Genomic DNA, 19,358 nt, shown 5'->3' on the forward strand with positions numbered 1-19,358 from the left:
GGTATGGGAGTAAGTGAGGAAGCGACGAACCCGCCGAAGAGCCTGCTGGCCGACGTCGACGGCGCCATGTGCCCCGCCCGCCTCGTCCTGGAGCACGTCACCAGCCGCTGGGGGGTCCTCATCCTCATCGCCCTCCACGAGCGCTCCTACCGCTTCAGCGAGCTCCGCCGGCACGTCGGCCGCGTCAGCGAGAAGATGCTCACCCAGACCCTCCAGACCCTGGAGCGCGACGGCTTCGTCCACCGCGACGCCAAGCCCGTCATCCCGCCCCGCGTCGACTACTCCCTCACCCCCCTCGGCGAGGAGGCCGCCCGCCGCGTCCGGGAGCTCGCCCGCTGGACCGACCAGCGCGTCCCCGAGGTCACCGCCGCCCGCGAACGCTACGACGCACTGCGTCGCGAGACCGCTACCGGTTCGTCCCAATGACGTTGTAGCCCGGGCGAGTTGTCCGCGCCGCACCGTACGATCTGCTCACGTTCGGGGGAAACCGTGAGGGACCGTAGGGGGAGCTGTGACGTACGGGGACCGAAGACTGCTGCGCGCCTGCTGCGCCGTACTGGTGGGCGGGCTGATGGCCACCGGGTGCGCCGGCGGGGACGACGACGGGAAGAGACCCGACGGCAAGGGGAGTACGAGCGCGACGACGGGAACCGCCAAGGCGTCGACCACCGCCCCGGCATCCACCCCCACCGCCCTGGAGTTCACCCCGGACCCGAAGCGCGCGCCCAAGACCGAGGCCGAGGCACGCCGCCTCGCCCTCGCCGTCGTCGCCGGACCCGACGACTGGGCCGCCGGCTACGTCAAGCGCACCCCGTACCTCAGCAACCCGGACTACTGGCCCGTCCTCGGCGCCAACTGCTCCTGGGAGACCGGCGCCAGGCCCGCCGGCGTCCTCGCCAGCGTCACCGCCTACGCCGAACTCCCCGCCGTCGGAGGCAAGGGCGTCCTGCGGGTCGCCGCCACCGTCACCATCCACCGCACCGAGTCCGACGCCGACTGGGAGATGGCCTCGACCCTCGAAGAGGCGCTGAACTGCCCCGACCAGAAACTCCGCGACGGCGAGAGCATCACCGGCCTCATGTCGCTCGGCAACCCCTTCGGCGTCGGCGGCAACACCACCGCCCACGACTCCATCCGCGAGGGCGGCTACTACCTCAACGACGCCGTGAAGGGGAAGCAGCCCTACAGCTGGTACCAGTCCCGGCTCGGCCAGGTCACCGTCGCCACCGTCGTCAAGGGCGCCCCCGGCTACCAGGAGCTCAGCGACGCCGAGCACGTCGGCACGTCCCAGGCGCAGGTCCAGGCCCTCGTCACCATGCTCGACCGCGCCCAGCGCGAGCTGGAGGTCCAGTCGTGAGCACCCCTCCGCAGCCCCGTCCCGAGCCCGGCGCCCTCCAGCCGCTGCTGCCGTCCGACCCGTCGGCGATCGCGGGCTACCGGCTCCTCGGCCGCCTCGGCGCCGGCGGCATGGGCGTGGTCTACCTCGGCCGCACCGCCGCGGGCGAGCTCGCCGCCGTCAAGGTCACCCACGCCGACCAGGCCGACCAGCCCGACTTCCGGGCCCGCTTCCGCCGCGAGGTCGAGGCCGCCCGCCGGGTCTCCAGCCCCTGGGCCGTCCCCGTCACCGGCGCCGACCCGGACGCCCCGGAACCGTGGATGGCCACCGCCTTCGTCGCCGGTCCGTCCCTGGGCGAGGCCGTCACCGCGCACGGCCCGCTGCCCGAGCGCAGCGTCCGCCTCCTCGGCTGGTCCGTCGCCCGCGCCCTCGCCGCCGTGCACGCGGCCGGACTCGTCCACCGCGACGTCAAGCCCGGCAACGTCCTGCTCGCCGTCGACGGACCCCGCCTCATCGACTTCGGCATCGCCCGCGCCACCGGCGAGACCGCGCTCACCGCCACCGACATGGTCGTCGGCACCCCTGGCTTCCTCGCCCCCGAGCAGGCCGAGGCCCGTACCGACGCCATCGGCCCGCCCGCCGACGTCTTCGCCCTCGGCTGCCTCCTCGCCTACGCGGCGACCGGACGGCCCCCGTTCGGCACCGGCGCCGTGGACGCCCTGATGTACCGGACCGTCCACGACGAACCCGACCTCACCGGCGTCCCCGAAGGACTGCTCGACCTGGTCCGCGCCTGCCTCGCCAAGGACCCCGCCGGACGGCCCACCGCGGCCGGGATCGGCGTCCGGCTCGTCGAGGACAAGCCCGGCGACGGCGCCGAATGGCTGCCCGCCCCCGTCGTCCGGACCATCGCCGAACGCTCGGCCCGGATGCTCGCCCTCCCTGAGATCGACGTCACCGAGGCCGGCGGCACCACCGTCCCGGCCGACGCGAAGAAGAACAGACGCGGCTTCCTGCTGCTCGCCTCCGGCGCCGCCGTGCTGGCCGCGGGCGGCGGCGCGGCGGCCCTCTGGGCGGGGCTCGGCGACGACGAGGACGACGCGAAGGGCGGCGGCAAGAAGGCCACCCCGCCCCGGACCGCCTGGACGATCGGTGTCCTCGCCGACCTGTCCGGCCCCGCCAAGGAGATCGGCCAGGCCCAGGAGCGCGGCGCACGCCTGGCCGTCGAACAGTTCAACGCCCGCAAGGACAAGCCCTTCACGCTCGCCCTCAAGGTCGTCGACGACCGCGGCGACGCCCCCCGGGCCCTGGGGGCCGCCAAGACGCTCACCACCGACCCCGGGGTCCTCGCCGTCCTCGGCCCCACCAGCGACGCCGTCGCCCAGGCCGTGATGCCCGCCTTCGAGGAGTCCGGCATCCCGCTGATCACGGTCTCGGCGGGATACAACCTGCTCACCCTGCGCGCGGGCACCACGCCCAACGAGACGTTCCTGCGGGCCATCCCCAACCACATCAGCGCGGGCACCCATCTCTCCTTCGCCGCCACCCTGCTGCCCCAGGTCCGCCGGCCCGGGGTCCTGGAGGACCGGACCGAGGACCACTACAGCTGGCAGGTCACCGGTGGCGTGCGCTTCGGCTTCGGTCAGGCCGGCATCGCCCCGCACTTCCGGGTCGTCCCCGCTCACGCCGACGCCGCCACGTACCGCCGCGTGCTCGGCGAGATGATCGACGCCGGCATGGACGCGTACGTCCACTGCGGAGTCACCGAGACCGCCGTCCACGCCGCCCGCGCCCTCGTGGCGCTCGGCTTCACCGGACCCAGGTTCACCGGCCAGGCCGTCTTCGGCCAGGACTTCCTCCAGCAGGCCGGAGCCGCCGCCGAGGGCTGGTTCGTGTGCGCGCCCGTCGCCGACCCCACCGCGCAGAAGCCTGCCGCGGCCTTCGTCGCCGCCCACCGCAAGCGGTTCGGCGCGGCCCCCGCGTACTACGCGGGCGAGTCGTACGACGTCGTCTCCATGACGATCCAGCAGCTGACCGCCCAGGCGAAGGGGGGCGGCAAGCCCGCCCGCAAGGGCCTGTGGGCCGCGCTGCGCAAGCAGAAGTACACCGGTGTGATGGGCGGATACCACTTCAACGAGTTCGGCGACCTGGGGCTCGGAGGCACCTTCGTCTTCGCGGTGCAGAACGGCGCGTACAAGCCGATCGGCTCCGCGCCCCTGCTGCCGAACAAGCCCGAGAACGACAAGAAGGCGTGACCCGTGCAGCCGCTGCGCAAGGCCGACCCGTCCACGATCGCCGGCTACCGCCTCCTCGGGCGGCTCGGCGCCGGCGGCATGGGCGTGGTCTTCCTCGCCCGTGCCGCCGGCGGGACGCTCGCCGCGCTCAAGCTCATCCGCGCCGAGCACGCCGCCGACCCCGGATTCCGGGAGCGGTTCCGCCGTGAGGCCCGCGCCGCCGAGCGCATCACCGGCCGCTGGGTCGTCCGCGTCCTCGGCGCCGACCCCGAGGCCCGCGAACCGTGGCTCGCCACCGAGTACGTGCCCGGCCCCTCGCTCGCCGAGGCCGTCGCCCTGCACGGCGCCCTCCCCGAGCCGACGGTCCGGGCCCTGGGCGCGCGGCTCGCCTCCGCCCTCGTCGACATGCACGAGGCGGGGCTCGTCCACCGCGACGTCAAGCCGGGCAATGTCCTCCTCGCCCTCGACGGGCCCCGGCTCATCGACTTCGGCATCGCCCGCTCCGCCGGCGCGACCGCCCTGACCGCCACCGACGCGATGATCGGCACCCCCGGCTTCCTCGCCCCGGAACAGGCCCGTGTCGCCGGGGCGGGCGAGGTCGGCCCGGCCAGCGACGTCTTCTCGCTGGGCTGCGTCCTCGCGTACGCGCTCACCGGCGAACGGCCCTTCGGCGCGGGCGCGGTGGCGGCCGTCGTCTACCGCACCGTCCACGAGGAACCCGACCTCGACGACGTGCCCGACACCCTCCTGCCCCTGGTCACCGCCTGCCTCGCCAAGGACCCGGCGGACCGGCCCACGGCCGCCGAGGTACAGGCGGCCCTGGGCGCGGCCGACGGGCCCGCGGGCGACTGGCTGCCGCCCGGCCTGCCCGCGCTGATCGCCCAGCGCTCCACCCGCGTTCTCGACCTGCCCGTCGCCGAACCGACCCTGCTCACCGGCGAGGAACCGGCCCCGGGCGTCTCCCGCCGCCGGTTCCTCATGGTCGGCTCCGCCGCCGCCGTCGCGGGCGCCGGCGGCCTCACCGCCTGGCTCCTCACCCGCTCACCGGGCGGCGCGGGCACGGGCGCCACCGGCGGCCCCCTCGCCTCCTACACGGTCGGCGTCCTCACCGACCTGAGCGGCCCCACCAAGTCGGACGGGCGGGGGCAGGAGCGCGGCATCCGGCTGGCCGTGGAGGAGTTCAACGCCCGCGCCGACCGGCCCTTCGACGTGCGGCTCCGGGTCGAGGACGACGGGGGGAGCCCGGCGCGGGCGAAGGCCGCCGCGGCGGCGCTGCTCAAGGACCCCCGGCTGGTGGGCGTCCTCGGGCCGACGACGAATCCGACCGCGGTGGCCGCGGCCAATGAACTCGTGCTCCAGGCGATGCCGTTGGCCAGCGTCGTCGCCGACGTCCCGAGCACGCAGATCAACGGTCAGGAGACCAAGGCCACCTACTTCCAGCCGCGGACCCGTCAGCTGATGATGGCCATCCCCTTCGCCCGCTACCTTGCCGAGCACGACGCCCTCCGGATCGCCATCGTGGAGGACCGGGCCGCCGGAGAGTACAGCTGGATGCTCGTGAGGAACCTGAAGGAGTACCCGCCGTCGACGGAGAAGGGCGCGAAGGTGACCTCGCATCCCGTGGAGGCGGACGGCGAGGACTTCGGCCCCGCCGTACGCGCCGCCCTCGCGACCGACCCCCAGGGCGTCCTGTTCGCGGGGGCCTCGCCGCGCCGGGCCGCCCTGTGCGCCCGCGCCCTGCGCGACCAGGGATACCGGGGACCCTGCGGGAGCGTCGAGCACGCGCTCCAGCCGGAGTTCCTGACCGTCGCGGGCCAGGCCGGCGAAGGCTGGTACTTCGGCACGGGGTACGTCGATCCCGACGGACTCACGGCGGCCCGGGCGTTCGCCGCCGCGTACCGGAAGCGCTGGGGCCTCGCCGGCACGACCCCGGTGGACCGGTTCGCGACCGAGGCGTACGACCTCGCCAACTGGGCGCTCCAGGCGCTGCGCCTGGCGGCCGGCAACAACGCCGAGGCGGTCGCGACGGGCGTCCGCAACGGCTTCGTGCAGAAGCCGTACCAAGGTCTGGTCAGGAAGTACACGCACCTGACGGACGCGAGCAAGCCCATCGCCCTCGCCGGCCTCTTCCTCTGGCAGGTGAAGGGCGGAGTGCCGCGCTTCCTCGGCAAGTTCGACGAGGCGGCGGTGAAGGGCACGTGAGAGGGGCCCGGTCCGCGCCGCGGACCGGGCCCCCGAGGTCGTACGGGGTGGGCGGCCTAGCCGACGACCGTCCACGTGTCGTTGCCCGTGAGGAGCTGGCCCAGGTCGCCCTTGCCGTACTGCTCCACGGCGGTCTCCAGCTGATCGGCCATCAGCGTGTCGTAGACCGGGCGTCCGACGGACCGGAAGACGCCGATGGGCGTCTGGTGGAGGGTGTCGGGGTCGGCGAGCCGGGAGAGGGCGAACGCCGTCGTGGGCGTGGCGGCGTGGGCGTCGTGGACGAGGACGCGCGCCTCGTTCTCCGGGGTGACGGTGACGACCTGGAGGTCGCCGGTCACCGGGTCGCGGACGACGCCCTTGGCGTCGTCCGTGCCGAAGCGGATGGGCCGGCCGTGTTCGAGGCGGATGACCGCCTCCTGGGCCTGGTCCTTGTCCTTGAGGACCTCGAAGGCGCCGTCGTTGAAGATGTTGCAGTTCTGGTAGATCTCGACGAGCGCGGTCCCGTCGTGGGCGGCTGCCTGGCGCAGGACCTCGGTGAGGTGCTTGCGGTCGGAGTCGACGGTCCGGGCGACGAAGGACGCCTCCGCGCCGAGCGCCAGCGACACCGGGTTGAAGGGTGCGTCGAGGGAGCCCATCGGGGTGGACTTGGTGATCTTGCCGACCTCGGAGGTGGGCGAGTACTGGCCCTTGGTGAGGCCGTAGATCCGGTTGTTGAAGAGCAGGATCTTGAGGTTCACGTTGCGGCGGAGCGCGTGGATGAGGTGGTTGCCGCCGATGGAGAGGGCGTCGCCGTCGCCGGTGACGACCCAGACGGAGAGGTCGCGGCGGGAGGTCGCGAGGCCGGTGGCGATGGCCGGGGCGCGGCCGTGGATGGAGTGCATCCCGTAGGTGTTCATGTAGTACGGGAAGCGGGAGGAGCAGCCGATGCCGGAGACGAAGACGATGTTCTCCTTCGCCAGGCCGAGTTCGGGCATGAAGCCCTGGACGGCGGCGAGGACGGCGTAGTCACCGCAGCCGGGACACCAGCGGACCTCCTGGTCGGACTTGAAGTCCTTCATGGTCTGCTGCGCCTCGGCCTTGGGGACCAGGCTGAGCAGGGTCTCCGTGGGCTCAGGCATCGATGGCCTCCTTGAGGACGGCCGCGAGCTGCTCGGCCTTGAACGGCATGCCGTTGACCTGGGTGTGGCTGCGGGCGTCGACGAGGTACTTCGCCCGGACGAGGGTGGCGAGCTGGCCGAGGTTCATCTCCGGGACGACGACCTTCTCGTACCGCTTCAGGACCTCGCCGAGGTTCCTCGGGAAGGGGTTGAGGTGGCGCAGATGGGCCTGGGCGACGGGCTTGCCGGCGGCTCTGAGGCGGCGGACGGCCGCCGTGATCGGCCCGTAGGTGGAGCCCCAGCCGAGGACGAGGGTGCTCGCGCCGTCCGGGTCGTCGACCTCCAGGTCGGGGACGTCGATGCCGTCGATCTTGGCCTGCCGGGTGCGGACCATGAACTCGTGGTTGGCCGGGTCGTACGAGATGTTGCCGGTGCCGTCCTGCTTCTCGATGCCGCCGATGCGGTGTTCGAGGCCGGGGGTGCCGGGCACGGCCCAGGGGCGGGCGAGGGTCTCGGGGTCGCGCTTGTACGGCCAGAAGACCTCGGTGCCGTCGTCGAGCGTGTGGTTCGGGCCGGTGGCGAACAGCGTCCGCAGGTCGGGGAGCTCCTCGACGTCCGGGATGCGCCAGGGCTCGGAGCCGTTGGCGAGGTAGCCGTCGGAGAGGAGGAAGACCGGGGTGCGGTAGGTGAGCGCGATCCGGGCCGCCTCCAGGGCGGCGTCGAAGCAGTCGGCGGGGGTCTTCGGGGCCACCACCGGCACCGGGGCCTCGCCGTTGCGGCCGTACATGGCCTGGAGGAGGTCGGCCTGCTCGGTCTTGGTGGGCAGGCCGGTGGAGGGCCCGCCGCGCTGGATGTCGACGACGAGCAGCGGCAGCTCCAGGGAGACCGCGAGGCCGATCGTCTCGCTCTTGAGCGCCACGCCGGGGCCCGAGGTGGTCGTCACGGCGAGCGAGCCGCCGAAGGCCGCGCCGAGCGCGGCGCCGATGCCGGCGATCTCGTCCTCGGCCTGGAAGGTGCGGACGCCGAAGTTCTTGTGCCGGGACAGCTCGTGGAGGATGTCCGAGGCCGGGGTGATGGGGTACGAGCCGAGGTAGAGCGGCAGGTCCGCCTGCCGGCCGGCGGCGATCAGCCCGTAGGAGAGGGCGAGGTTCCCCGAGATGTTGCGGTACGTGCCGGTGGGGAAGGCCCGGGTCGCCGGGGCGACCTCGTAGGAGACGGCGAAGTCCTCGGTGGTCTCGCCGAAGTTCCAGCCGGCCCGGAAGGCGGCCACGTTGGCCTCGGCGATCTGCGGGTTCTTCGCGAACTTCCGGCGCAGGAACGCCTCGGTGCCCTCGGTCGGCCGGTGGTACATCCACGAGAGCAGCCCGAGCGCGAACATGTTCTTGCTCCGCTCGGCCTCCTTCCGGGAGAGACCGAAGTCCTTGAGCGCCTCGACCGTCAGGGTCGTCAGCGGCACCGGATGGACGTGGTACGCGTCCAGGGAGCCGTCTTCCAGGGGCGAGGCCGCGTAGCCGACCTTGGCCATGGCGCGCTTGGCGAACTCGTCGGTGTTGACGATGATCTCGCCGCCCCGCGGCACGTCGCCGATGTTGGCCTTCAGCGCGGCGGGGTTCATCGCGACCAGCACGTTCGGGGCGTCGCCCGGCGTCAGGATGTCGTGGTCGGCGAAGTGCAGCTGGAAGGACGAGACGCCCGGCAGGGTCCCTGCGGGTGCCCGGATCTCGGCCGGGAAGTTCGGCAGCGTGGAGAGGTCGTTCCCGAAGGACGCCGTCTCCGAGGTGAACCGGTCACCCGTGAGCTGCATGCCGTCACCGGAGTCGCCCGCGAAGCGGATGATCACCCGATCGAGACGGCGCACTTCCTTCTCGGTGCCGTGGTGGGGCGTCGCCGGGGCGCTGCGCTGCTCCCCGAGCAGGGCCTCACCGGCCTCGCTACTGACCTGGCTGGTCACTGAACTGGACCTCCCTCGCGGCAAGGGGACTCTCCGCCGGAGGCGGAGAAGGCTCGGGATGCGGTCGGCCGATCACCGTCCGTCCCGAGGCCCACCCTACGACGGCAGGGAGGGCCCTCCCGGGACTTCCCACATGACGGACCTCTTTTTGAGACGCCCTCTTGCTATGAATTGTCACGTTCTGCCGCCACCCGGAGTGTTCCGGAAAGTCGGATTCCGCCTTATCCCCGGTCGAGAGTCAGACTATCTGACAGAGTGTCAGATGATCAGGACTTCAGATACGTCAACACCGCAAGTACCCGTCGGTGATCACCGTCACTCGGGGAGAGGCCCAGCTTCAGGAAGATATTGCTGATGTGCTTCTCCACCGCGCCGTCGCTCACCACCAGCGCCTTCGCGATCGCCGAGTTCGTCCGGCCCTCCGCCATCAGCCCGAGGACCTCCCGCTCCCGCGGGGTCAGGTTCGCCAGCACGTCCTGCTGACGGCTGCGGCCCAGCAACTGCTGCACCACCTCCGGGTCCAGGGCCGTGCCGCCCCCGGCCACCCGCACGACCGCGTCCACGAACTCGCGGACCTCCGCGACCCGGTCCTTCAGCAGATAGCCCACACCCCGGCTGGAACCGGCCAGGAGTTCGGTGGCGTACTGCTCCTCCACGTACTGCGACAGCACGAGCACCCCCAGCCCCGGGTGCTCCTTGCGGAGCCGTACGGCCGCCCGGACCCCCTCGTCCGTGTGGGTCGGAGGCATCCGCACGTCCGCCACCACCACGTCCGGCAGCGCACCCTCGCCCGCGAGCCCCGCGACGGTCTCGACCAGCGCCTCACCGTCCCCCACCCCGGCGACGACCTCGTGCCCCAGGTCGGTCAGGAGCCGGGTCAGCCCTTCCCTGAGCAGGACGGAGTCCTCGGCGATGACCACCCGTACCCGCCCCGCCACGTCTTGCACACCCACGCCGTGAAGCCCCCATGTCCGATCTTCCGATGAGGACCTCAGCATCGCACCCGCCCCCCGCCCCGCGGGGGCGATCCGGCCGCCCCGGCGCGGCCCGCGGGCCGGGGCGCGCCCGTCCTGGGGCGTGTCTTGCCGATCATGCCGGGCTGATCGACAAGACACCCCCTACGCCCGCCAGGGCAGCTCCACCGTCACCGTCGTCGGACCGCCCTCGGGGGAGTCCACGGCGAGGACGCCGTCCACCGCGCCCACCCGCCCCGAGAGCTTCGCCAGCCCCGCCCCGGAGGTCACGGCCGCCCCGCCCACGCCGTCGTCGCGCACCTGGAGCATCAGCCGGTCGCCCGCCCGCCACACGTCCACCCACGCCCGCCGCGCCCGCGCGTGCTCGGTGACGTTGCGCAGCAGCTCCGAGACGGTGAAGTAGGCGATGCCCTCGATCGCCGGGACGGGCCGGGCCGGCAGGTCCACGTCGACCGAGACGGGCACCGAGCAGCGGGAGGCGACCGCGGAGAGCGCCGCGTCGAGCCCCCGGTCGGTGAGGACCGCCGGGTGGATGCCCCGGGCCAGGTCCCGCAGCTCCTTCAGCGCCAGCTTCACCTCGCCGTGCGCCTCGTCGACCAGCACCGCCGCCGCCTCCGGGTCCCGCGCCAGCAGCTTCTCCTTCGCCAGCCCCAGGTCCATGGCGAGCGCCGCCAGCCGGGCCTGCGCGCCGTCGTGCAGGTCCCGCTCGATGCGCCGCAGGTCCGCCGCCGCGGTGTCGACGACCACGCCCCGGTCCGACTCCAGCTCGGTGACGCGGGAGGCCAGCCGCGAGGGGCCCAGGAGCCCCGAGACCAGCAGCCGGTCCACGCCCACGAGCCCGCGCAGCACCCACGGCCCCATCAGCACGAACAGCAGCCCGACGGCGCAGGTCACCCCGATCTCGAAGGGCGAGTCGAGGTAGAAGTCGTGGGTCCCGTCGCCGTACAGCTGCAGGCCGTCCTGACCCGCGTACACGGGGAAGACCCACTGCCACAGCGGATACGTGAAGAGGCCCCAGCCCCAGCCCCAGAGCGCCACCGCCACGGAGAACGAGAACACCGCCCACGGCATGTGGAGGACCGCGTACAGCAGGTGCCGCCACGAGGCGCCGCTCTTCAGCATCGCGCCCATCCACGAGAAGGCCCCGCCCGTCCGGCCCCGCACCGGCTCCGGAGCGGCCACGTCCAGCCCCAGCAGACCGCGCGCCCTGGCCCGCTCGACCACGCCGAAGCCCCGGCACATCGCGAGCGCTCCGGCCAGGATCGGCACCCCGAGGAAGGTGATCAGCAGCCCCGCGCCGGCCGACACGAAGGCGACGGAGAGCGCGAACCAGCAGACGCCGAGCGGCAGCCCGACCAGCACGTAACCGAAGGCGCGCCAGGTGCGGGCCTCGAACGGCGCGCGGATCGCGGCGGGGAGGCGGTGGGAGGCCATCGCGGTCGTCCTTCTCTACTCGGGGCCGTGGGCCCGGGTGCCCTGGTGCCGGGACCGAGGGGCCCGGCGGTACGTGCTCCAGCCTTCCGTTCCGCCGTCCCGCGGACCATGAGGCGGGTGGGCCTCTCCGGGCGGGGGTTTTCCCTACCCCGCGCCCGGGGCGGACCGCGGGACGCGGGTCACGCGGCCGGGCGTGAGCGCCACGGCAGCTCCGCCGTGACCGTCGTCGGACCGCCCTCGGGCGAGTCGAGGACCAGCAGGCCGTCGACGGCGCCGAGCCGCTCCGCGAGCCCCGCGAGCCCCGTACCGCCGTCGAGGCGCGCCCCGCCGGCCCCGTCGTCCCCGACCCGGAGCATCAGCCGGTCGCCCGACCGCCACACGTCCACGGACGCCGACCGGGCCCGCGCGTGCTTGGACACGTTCTGCAGCAGCTCCGAGACCGTGAAGTACGCGATGCCCTCGATGGCCTCCGCGGGCCGCTCGGCCAGGTCCACGTCCACCTTCACCGGCACCGTGCAGCGCGCGGAGACGGACGAGAGCGCCGCGCCGAGCCCCCGGTCGGTGAGGACGGCGGGATGGATGCCGCGGGCGAGGTCCCGCAGCTCCTGGAGGGCGAGCTTCACCTCGCCGTGCGCCTCGTCGACCATCGCCGCGGCCGCCTCCGGGTCGTCCAGCAGCTTCTCCTTCGCCAGACCCAGGCCCATCGCCAGGGCGACGAGCCGGGCCTGCGCGCCGTCGTGCAGGTCCCGCTCGATGCGCCGCAGGTCCGCCGCCGCGGTGTCGACGACCACGCCCCGGTCCGACTCCAGCTCGGCGATCCGCCGCTCCAGCTCGTCGGAGGGCGACAGCAGTCCCCGCACCATGCCGCGGTCGGCGTTGGACAGGCCGCGGGCCAGGAAGGGCAGCACCGGCCAGAGGACGAGCAGCGAGACCAGCCCGACGGTGAACGTCACGATCCCCCAGGGCAGCCGGATCAGCCCGTACAGCTGGGTCCGCCACGCCACCGGGTCCTTCAGCGAGCTCCACAGCCACGGGAAGAAGCCGCGGCGCCGCGGCAGCCGGGACGGCTCGGCGACCCGCACCCCCAGCAGGCCGCGGGCCCGCGCCCGCTCCGACCGGCCGATCAGACGCGCGCCGCCCAGCCCCAGCGCGAGCAGCGGGAGACCGATGACCGTCACCGAGAGCCCGACGCCGAGCAGGACGCTCACCACCGCGTAGACGAATCCGGCCAGCGCCGTGAAGAGATTGGAGAGCAGGAAGGCGATCTCCTTCCAGGTCTCCCTGCCGTAGGCGAGCCGCAGCGGCGGACGGGGGGCATCGGCGGAGCCGGGGGTCCCGGCGGATTCAAGATCGGCGCTCATGGTCCCCAGACTGCCGGTCGGCGAGGGCGCGACGCCATGGGGGAGGTGGGTGAGGTGGAGGGGGGATAACCCCACCCGCGACTGCTTACGGTCCCTTTAGCAGGGCCTACACTCGCGTCCGTACAGAAGTGACTCATGAGACAACGAGACCGAGGGGCGGACGTGCGGGAACCGACCGTTGTCGCGGCCGACGCGGCGGACTACTTCCAGACGTACTCCGTCGTCGGCCTGCTCGCCGTCGTCGGCGTGCTCTTCGTGGCCGTGGCCTTCACGGCCAACCGGCTGCTCAGGCCCGTCGTGCCGACGCCGGAGAAACTCCTCACCTACGAGTGCGGCGTCGACCCCGTGGGAGAGGGCTGGGCGCACACCCAGGTCCGCTACTACGTCTACGCCTTCCTGTACGTCGTCTTCGCCGTCGACTCGATCTTCCTCTTCCCCTGGGCGACGGTCTTCGCCGCACCCGGCTACGGCGCCACGACCCTGGTCGAGATGTTCGTCTTCCTCGGGTTCCTCGCCGTGGGCCTGCTCTACGCGTACAGGAAGGGCGTCCTGGCATGGACGTAACACCCCTGCCCACCCCCGTGCCCGCTCCGAAGCTGGGGCCGCTCGCCCGCCTCGCCCCCGAGCCCATGAAGGTGGTCCTGAACTGGGGCCGCCGCTACAGCCTGTGGGTCTTCAACTTCGGCCTCGCCTGCTGCGCGATCGAGTTCATCGCCGCGTCCATGGCCCGCCACGACTTCATCCGGCTCGGCGTCATCCCCTTCGCGCCCGGACCGCGCCAGGCCGACCTGATGATCGTCTCCGGCACGGTGACGGACAAGATGGCCCCGGCCGTGAAGCGCCTGTACGAGCAGATGCCCGAGCCGAAGTACGTCATCTCCTTCGGCGCCTGCTCCAACTGCGGCGGCCCCTACTGGGACTCGTACTCCGTCACCAAGGGCGTCGACCAGATCATCCCCGTCGACGTGTACGTGCCGGGCTGCCCGCCCCGCCCCGAGGCGCTGCTCCAGGGCATCCTCAAGCTCCAGGAGAAGATCGCGCGGGAGAACCTGGCCGAGCGGTACGCGACCGCCGCCTCCGTCTCCCAGCTGACCAGCCCCCTGGTCCCGCCGCCGGGAGGCACCGCATGAGCGGCTACGACTCCCTGCCCGACGCCGTGACGGAGGTCTTCGGCGAGGAGGCGACGGCGGAGCAGGCGTACGACCTGCTGACCGTCGACGTCCCGCCGGCCTCCTGGATCGCCGCCCTCACCACCGCGCGCGACGCGCTGGGCTGCACCTACTTCGACTGGCTGAGCGCCGTCGACGAGCCGGGCACCGGCTTCCGCGTCTGCGCCCACGTCGTCGCGCTCGCCGGAGGCCGCCCCCGCCGCCTCCTCCTGCGCACGACCGTCCCGCACTCCGCCCCCGTCCTCCCCACGGCGATCGGCGTCTACGCGGGCGCGGGCTGGCACGAGCGCGAGACCCACGAGATGTTCGGCGTCGACTTCACCGGCCACCCCCACCTCGTCCCCCTCCTGCTCCCCGAGAACTTCGAGGGCCACCCCCTCCGCAAGGACTTCGTCCTCGCCGCCCGCGTCGCCAAGGCGTGGCCCGGCGCCAAGGAGCCGGGCGAGTCCCACGAGGGCGGCCCCAAGCGCCGCCAGATGCTGCCGCCCGGCGTCCCCGACCCCAACGAGTGGGGCCCGCTGAAGGGCCAGCTCCCCCCGGCCCCCGCCCGGCCCGCCGCCGGCGACCGCCCCGTCCGCCGCACCCGCTCCGTCACGGAGGGCTCCGCCGGCCAGGCTTCCGCGGCCGACACCCCCGCGGCCGAGACCCCGGCGGCCCGTCCGGCGCGCCGCACCCGTTCGGTGACGGAGGGCTCCGCCGGCCAGACGCCCGCGCCTCAGGCCCCGGACGCCCCGGAGCCGGGCACGGCCCCGGCGGCCCGCCCGCCGCGGCGCTCCCGCTCGGTGACGGAGGGCTCGGTCAGCCAGGCCCCCGCGGCCGACACCCCGGCGGCCGACACCCCGGCGGCCCGTCCGCCGCGCCGCAGCCGCTCGGCGGCCGACGGCTCGGCGAGCCAGGCCCCCCGCACGGAGGACGCCGCCCCGGCCACCCCGCGCACCCGCAGCTCGGACGCCCCGTGGCACCACGCCCGCCCGGCCTTCGACGACGACCGCCCCGCCCCGGCCGACAAGCCCGAGCCCTCGGCCGAGCGGGCGGAGACCCCGGTCGACAAGCCCGAGCCCTCGGCCGAGCGGGCGGCGCCCCCGGCCGAGCAGCCCGAGCCCCCGGCCGACGAGCCCGAGCCGCGTGCCGACAAGCCCGAACCGACCGACCCCGCCGGAGGCGATCCCGCGTGAATGACGCACTCGACGTCGCCCTGCGGCTGGTGATCCTGCTCGCGGTGTTCCTGGTGCTGCCGCTCGTCGTGGGACAGGCGGAGCACAAGGTCATGGCGCACATGCAGGGCCGGCTCGGCCCCATGTACGCGGGCGGGTTCCACGGCTGGGCACAGCTCGTCGCGGACGGCGTGAAGTTCGCGCAGAAGGAGAACGTGGTGCCGGCCGAGGCCGACCGCCGGGTCTTCCAGATCGCGCCGGCCGTCGCGCTCCTGCCGTACCTCCTCGTGCTCGTCGTGATCCCGATCGGGCCCGGCGAGGGCGCCGTCGGCCAGGTGATCGACGCCGGCGTCTTCTTCGCGCTGGCCGTGATGGGCGTCGGGGTGCTCGGCAGCCTGATGGCCGGCTGGGCGTCGGCGAACAAGTTCTCGCTGCTCGGCGGTCTGCGGACGGCCGCACAGCTGCTGGCGTACGAACTCCCCATGCTGCTCGCCGCCGCGTCCGTCGCCATGGCCGCCGGCACCGTCTCCCTCCCCGGCGTCCTGGACGCCTTCGAGTGGTGGTGGGTGCCGTGGCAGATCGTCGGCGCCGCGGTGTTCTTCGTCGCGGGGCTCGCGGAGCTCCAGCGGCCCCCGTTCGACATGCCCGTCGCCGACTCGGAGATCATCTTCGGCGCGTACACGGAGTACACCGGCCTGCGGTTCGCGCTGTTCCTGCTCGCCGAGTACGCCGGGATCGTCGTCCTGTGCGGCCTCACCACCGTCCTGTTCCTCGGCGGCTGGCACGGCCCGTTCGGCGGCGACGGCCTCGGCTGGGTGTGGACCCTCCTCAAGACCGCGGTCCTCGCGTTCGTCGTGATCTGGCTGCGGGTGACCTACCCGCGCCTGCGCGAGGACCAGCTCCAGAAGCTCGCCTGGACGACCCTCGTCCCGCTCGCGCTCGCGCAGATCGCACTCACCGGCATCGTGAAGGTGGCGATCCAGTAATGGCCCCGATCCCGGGATCCGGCCTGGCCAAGGGCCTCGCCGTCACCCTCCGCACGATGACCAGGAAGAACGTCACCGCGCAGTATCCGGAGGTCCAGCCCGAGCTGCCGCCCCGCACGCGCGGCGTCATCGGCCTGTTCGAGGAGAACTGCACGGTCTGCATGCTGTGCGCCCGCGAGTGCCCCGACTGGTGCATCTACATCGACTCCCACAAGGAGACGGTCCCCGCCGCCGCGCCCGGCGGCCGCGAGCGCAGCCGCAACGTCCTCGACCGCTTCGCCATCGACTTCTCGCTCTGCATGTACTGCGGGATCTGCATCGAGGTGTGCCCGTTCGACGCGCTGTTCTGGTCGCCCGAGTTCGAGTACGCGGAGACCGACATCCACGAGCTCACCCACGAGCGCGACAAGCTCCGCGAGTGGATGTGGACCGTGCCCGAGCCGCCCGCGCTCGACCCGCGCGCGGAGGAGCCGAAGGAGATCGCCGCCGCCCGCAAGGCCGCGGAGAAGGCCGCCGCCGCGGCCGCCGCGGCCGAGGCCCAGGAGGACCAGCAGTGACCCTCGCCGCCACGGCGCAGCAGACGCAGGGCTTCCTCTCGCCCTCCGGCGTCGAGATCGCCTTCGTCCTCGTCGGCCTCGTGACCCTCGGCGCGGCCCTCGTCTCCGTCACCACCCGGCAGCTCGTGCACGCCGCGCTCTGGCTGGTCGTGGCGCTCGGCGGCCTCGCCGTCGAGTACCTCCTCCTGACCGCCGAGTTCATCGCCTGGGTCCAGGTTCTGATCTACGTCGGCTCCGTCGTCGTCCTCCTCCTCTTCGGGCTGATGCTCACCAAGGCGCCGATCGGCCGCTCCCCGGACGCCGACTCCGGCAACCGGCCGGTGGCCCTCGCCGTCGCCCTCGCCGCCGCCGTCGCCCTGGTCTGGGTGGTCGTCGACGCCTTCCGCACGACGTGGATCGACCTCGACGGCGCCGTCCAGGGCTCGACCGAGGTCACCGGCGAGATCCTCTTCCGGCACTGGGTGCTGCCCTTCGAGGCCCTCTCGGTGCTCCTCCTCGCGGCGCTGGTCGGCGCGATCGTCCTCTCCCGGAAGAAGGAGCAGGAGCGCTGATGCACCTCGCCTACCCCGCCGTCCTCGCCGCCCTGCTCTTCTGCGTCGGCCTGTACGGCGTCCTCGCCCGCCGCAACGCGATCCTGGTCCTGATGTCGGTCGAGCTGATGCTCAACGCCGTCAACCTCAACCTCGTCGCCTTCGACGTCTGGCTCCGCGACACCCTGCACGCGGGCCAGGCCCTCACCCTCTTCACCATCGCCATCGCGGCCGCGGAGATCGGCATCGGTCTCGCGATCGTCCTGATGGTGCACCGCAACAAGGGCACCTCCGACGTCGACCGGCTCCGCGACACGGCGGAGCGCCCCGGGGCGCCGGACGACGCCCCCGCAGACGAGACGCCCACCGGCGAGAAGGCCGAGGCCACCGCGTGACCACCACGACCCTGGCCGTCCTCGTCCCGGTCCTGCCCTTCCTCGGCGCCGTCGCCGGACTCCTCCTGGGCCGTACCGCGCCCGGCTTCGTCCGCCCGCTCGCCGTGCTGCCGCCGCTCGCCGCGGCCGTCCTCGCCGTCCTCGTCGCCGTCCGCCAGGGCGGCGGGAAGACGATCGAGGCCACCACCCAGCTCACGCCGACCGGCTCCGTCCCCATCGACCTGAGCCTCTACGTCGACGGCTTCGCCGCCCTCGTCGCGGTGCTCGTCGGCGTCGTCGCGACCTGCGTGCAGATCTACTCCACCGGCTACCTCCGCGACGACCCGCGCTACCCCTCCTACGCCGCGCTCGTCTCCCTCTTCACCTCCGCGATGCTCCTCGTCGTCTACTCCGGCGACCTGATGGTGCTGCTGGTCGGCTGGGAGATCATGGGCATCTGCTCGTACTTCCTCGTCGGCCACTACTGGGAGACGCCCGAGGCGCGCTCCGCCTCCCTCAAGGCGTTCCTCGTCACCAAGCTCGGCGACGTCCCCTTCCTCATCGGTATCTTCGCCCTCGGCACCGACGCCGGCACCTTCCGGATCCCGGGCGTCCTCGGCGCCGTCGCGAGCGGCGGCCTCGACCACCCCACCCTGATCGCGCTGCTGCTGCTCGCGGGCGTCGCCGGCAAGTCCGCGCAGTTCCCGCTGCACACCTGGCTTCCGGACGCGATGGCCGGCCCCACCCCCGTCTCCGCGCTCATCCACGCGGCGACGATGGTCGCCGCCGGCATCTACTTCACCGCCCGGCTGCTGCCCGTCTTCGCCGCCTCGGCCGCCGCGATGACCGTGCTCGCCGTGATGGCCGCGATCACCATGGTCGGCTCGGCGCTCGCCGCGCTCGCCCAGGACGACATCAAGCGCGTCCTCGCCTACTCGACCATCGGCCAGCTCGGCTACATGGCCGGTGCCCTCGCCGTCGGCGACCGCGGCGCCGCCGTCTTCCACCTGCTGTCCCACGCCGCCTTCAAGGCGCTGCTCTTCCTCGCCGCCGGCACCGTCATCCACGCCGCCGGCACGAACTCGCTCACCGCCATGTCCCGCATGAGCGGCCTCGCGAAGCGCGTCCCGGACGCCTACTGGACGATGACCGTGGCACTCCTCGCGCTCGCCGCGATCCCGCCCTTCGCCGGCTTCTTCTCCAAGGAGGCCGTCCTCGTGGCCGCCGAGCACACCGCGCTCGGCGAGCGGGACGTCGCCCCCGCCGGGGCCGGCTGGACCGTGCTCGTCGCGGGCCTCCTGACCGCCCTGCTCACGGCCGCCTACGCGCTCCGCCTCTGGCTGCGCACCTTCCGCGGCCGGGGCGCCGAGGCACCCGACCACGGCCGCCAGCCGATCGCCATGACGGCCGTCCTCTGGGTGCTCGCGATCCCCTCGCTGGGCTTCGGACTGTCGGCGTCCTTCCTCGACGACTGGTTCGACGGGAACGCCCTCACCCCGACCCTCACCACCGCCGTCCTCGGCACGTGCCTCGCCGTCGCCGGAGGGGTGATCACCTACGCGGTCTGGCGCACCCTCGCCGCCAGGACCCCCGTGACCGCGCCCGTCCCGCACGTCGCCCACCCCGACGCGGAGGCCGGCCAGGTCGAGGCCGAGGCGCTGCGCCTGCCGCACCCCGCCCGGGACCCGGCCGACCCCGGCCGCGCCCTCCTCGGGCCGCTGCACCGCCCGGCCGCCGACGGCTTCCACCTGGACGCCGTCTACCGGGCCGCCTTCGTCCGCCCCGTCCTCGCCGCCGCGTCCCTGGTCCGCTTCCTGGACCGCGAGGTCGTCGACACCTACGTCCGCGGCGCGGCGGACGGCGCCAAGGGGCTCGGCTGGCTCGTCCGCCGCGCCCAGACGGGCAACGTCCAGACCTATCTGAGCGCCCTGCTCGCCGGCTCCGTCGTCCTGGCGATCGCCGCCGTCGCCCTCGCCAACGCCGCCGCCGGAGCGTGAGC

The 19,358-nt window shown here is 73.4% G+C and carries 17 protein-coding genes; 12 read left to right on the plus strand and 5 right to left on the minus strand.

The features are described 5' to 3' along the window. Window positions 1-3 precede the first annotated feature (3 nt). From AB0424_RS12160 to AB0424_RS12175, 4 genes are all read left to right on the plus strand, one after another. Window positions 4-426, plus strand: coding sequence for a helix-turn-helix domain-containing protein (locus tag AB0424_RS12160; protein ID WP_366304453.1), 423 nt, complete (start codon window positions 4-6; stop codon window positions 424-426). An 85-nt stretch (window positions 427-511) separates the two neighbouring features. Then, window positions 512-1,357, plus strand: coding sequence for a hypothetical protein (locus AB0424_RS12165; RefSeq protein WP_366304454.1), 846 nt, complete (start codon window positions 512-514; stop codon window positions 1,355-1,357). After that, the gene (locus tag AB0424_RS12170) at window positions 1,354-3,591 is read left to right on the plus strand and encodes a bifunctional serine/threonine-protein kinase/ABC transporter substrate-binding protein (protein ID WP_366304456.1); all 2,238 of its coding nucleotides are present in this window, start codon (window positions 1,354-1,356) and stop codon (window positions 3,589-3,591) included. Before AB0424_RS12165 ends, AB0424_RS12170 begins: the two co-directional genes overlap by 4 nt. Before the next feature lie 3 nt (window positions 3,592-3,594). Then, window positions 3,595-5,772 (plus strand): bifunctional serine/threonine-protein kinase/ABC transporter substrate-binding protein, encoded by a 2,178-nt coding sequence (locus AB0424_RS12175; RefSeq protein ID WP_366304458.1) that lies wholly within the window; start codon window positions 3,595-3,597, stop codon window positions 5,770-5,772. 56 nt (window positions 5,773-5,828) lie between these two features. Here AB0424_RS12175 and AB0424_RS12180 read toward each other — a convergent pair whose 3' ends face one another. The 5 genes from AB0424_RS12180 to AB0424_RS12200 all read right to left on the minus strand — a co-directional run bounded on the left by AB0424_RS12180 (window position 5,829) and on the right by AB0424_RS12200 (window position 12,589). Continuing rightward, window positions 5,829-6,890: a 2-oxoacid:ferredoxin oxidoreductase subunit beta gene (locus AB0424_RS12180; protein WP_366304459.1), complete on the minus strand. Its 1,062-nt coding sequence runs from the start codon at window positions 6,888-6,890 to the stop codon at window positions 5,829-5,831. Next, a complete protein-coding gene (locus AB0424_RS12185) occupies window positions 6,883-8,820 on the minus strand; it encodes a 2-oxoacid:acceptor oxidoreductase subunit alpha (protein WP_366304460.1) in 1,938 nt (645 codons plus the stop codon). The genes AB0424_RS12180 and AB0424_RS12185 overlap by 8 nt, the downstream gene beginning before the upstream one ends. 266 nt (window positions 8,821-9,086) lie before the next feature. Then, complete coding sequence (locus tag AB0424_RS12190) at window positions 9,087-9,767, minus strand: response regulator transcription factor (protein WP_366304779.1); 681 nt, start codon at window positions 9,765-9,767, stop codon at window positions 9,087-9,089. A gap of 171 nt (window positions 9,768-9,938) precedes the next feature. Continuing rightward, window positions 9,939-11,228, minus strand: a complete 1,290-nt coding sequence (locus AB0424_RS12195) for a sensor domain-containing protein (protein ID WP_366304462.1) — start codon at window positions 11,226-11,228, stop codon at window positions 9,939-9,941. Between the two features lie 179 nt (window positions 11,229-11,407). Further along, a complete protein-coding gene (locus AB0424_RS12200) occupies window positions 11,408-12,589 on the minus strand; it encodes a sensor domain-containing protein (RefSeq protein WP_366304464.1) in 1,182 nt (393 codons plus the stop codon). 135 nt (window positions 12,590-12,724) lie between these two features. Between AB0424_RS12200 and AB0424_RS12205 the strand changes: the two genes are divergently transcribed. From AB0424_RS12205 to AB0424_RS12240, 8 genes are read left to right on the plus strand one after another with little or no spacing between them, the layout of a single operon-like run. Further along, window positions 12,725-13,153 carry an NADH-quinone oxidoreductase subunit A gene (locus tag AB0424_RS12205; protein ID WP_366304466.1) on the plus strand — a complete coding sequence of 143 codons (429 nt, stop codon included), beginning with the start codon at window positions 12,725-12,727 and terminating at the stop codon, window positions 13,151-13,153. After that, a complete protein-coding gene (locus AB0424_RS12210; RefSeq protein WP_366304468.1) occupies window positions 13,144-13,719 on the plus strand; it encodes an NADH-quinone oxidoreductase subunit B family protein in 576 nt (191 codons plus the stop codon). The genes AB0424_RS12205 and AB0424_RS12210 overlap by 10 nt, the downstream gene beginning before the upstream one ends. Then, a complete protein-coding gene (locus AB0424_RS12215; protein WP_366304470.1) occupies window positions 13,716-14,933 on the plus strand; it encodes an NADH-quinone oxidoreductase subunit C in 1,218 nt (405 codons plus the stop codon). Before AB0424_RS12210 ends, AB0424_RS12215 begins: the two co-directional genes overlap by 4 nt. Continuing rightward, window positions 14,930-15,898, plus strand: a complete 969-nt coding sequence (locus AB0424_RS12220) for a complex I subunit 1 family protein (protein ID WP_366304472.1) — start codon at window positions 14,930-14,932, stop codon at window positions 15,896-15,898. Before AB0424_RS12215 ends, AB0424_RS12220 begins: the two co-directional genes overlap by 4 nt. Further along, window positions 15,898-16,455, plus strand: coding sequence for an NADH-quinone oxidoreductase subunit I (locus AB0424_RS12225; protein WP_366304474.1), 558 nt, complete (start codon window positions 15,898-15,900; stop codon window positions 16,453-16,455). The genes AB0424_RS12220 and AB0424_RS12225 overlap by 1 nt, the downstream gene beginning before the upstream one ends. After that, window positions 16,452-17,006, plus strand: coding sequence for an NADH-quinone oxidoreductase subunit J (locus AB0424_RS12230; protein WP_366304475.1), 555 nt, complete (start codon window positions 16,452-16,454; stop codon window positions 17,004-17,006). Before AB0424_RS12225 ends, AB0424_RS12230 begins: the two co-directional genes overlap by 4 nt. Continuing rightward, window positions 17,006-17,380, plus strand: coding sequence for an NADH-quinone oxidoreductase subunit NuoK (nuoK, locus tag AB0424_RS12235; protein WP_366304477.1), 375 nt, complete (start codon window positions 17,006-17,008; stop codon window positions 17,378-17,380). Before AB0424_RS12230 ends, nuoK begins: the two co-directional genes overlap by 1 nt. Further along, window positions 17,377-19,356 (plus strand): NADH-quinone oxidoreductase subunit L, encoded by a 1,980-nt coding sequence (locus tag AB0424_RS12240; RefSeq protein WP_366304479.1) that lies wholly within the window; start codon window positions 17,377-17,379, stop codon window positions 19,354-19,356. The genes nuoK and AB0424_RS12240 overlap by 4 nt, the downstream gene beginning before the upstream one ends. Window positions 19,357-19,358 lie beyond the last annotated feature (2 nt).

This window comes from Streptomyces sp. NPDC051180, from assembly GCF_040689545.1.
Lineage (GTDB): Bacteria > Actinomycetota > Actinomycetes > Streptomycetales > Streptomycetaceae > Streptomyces.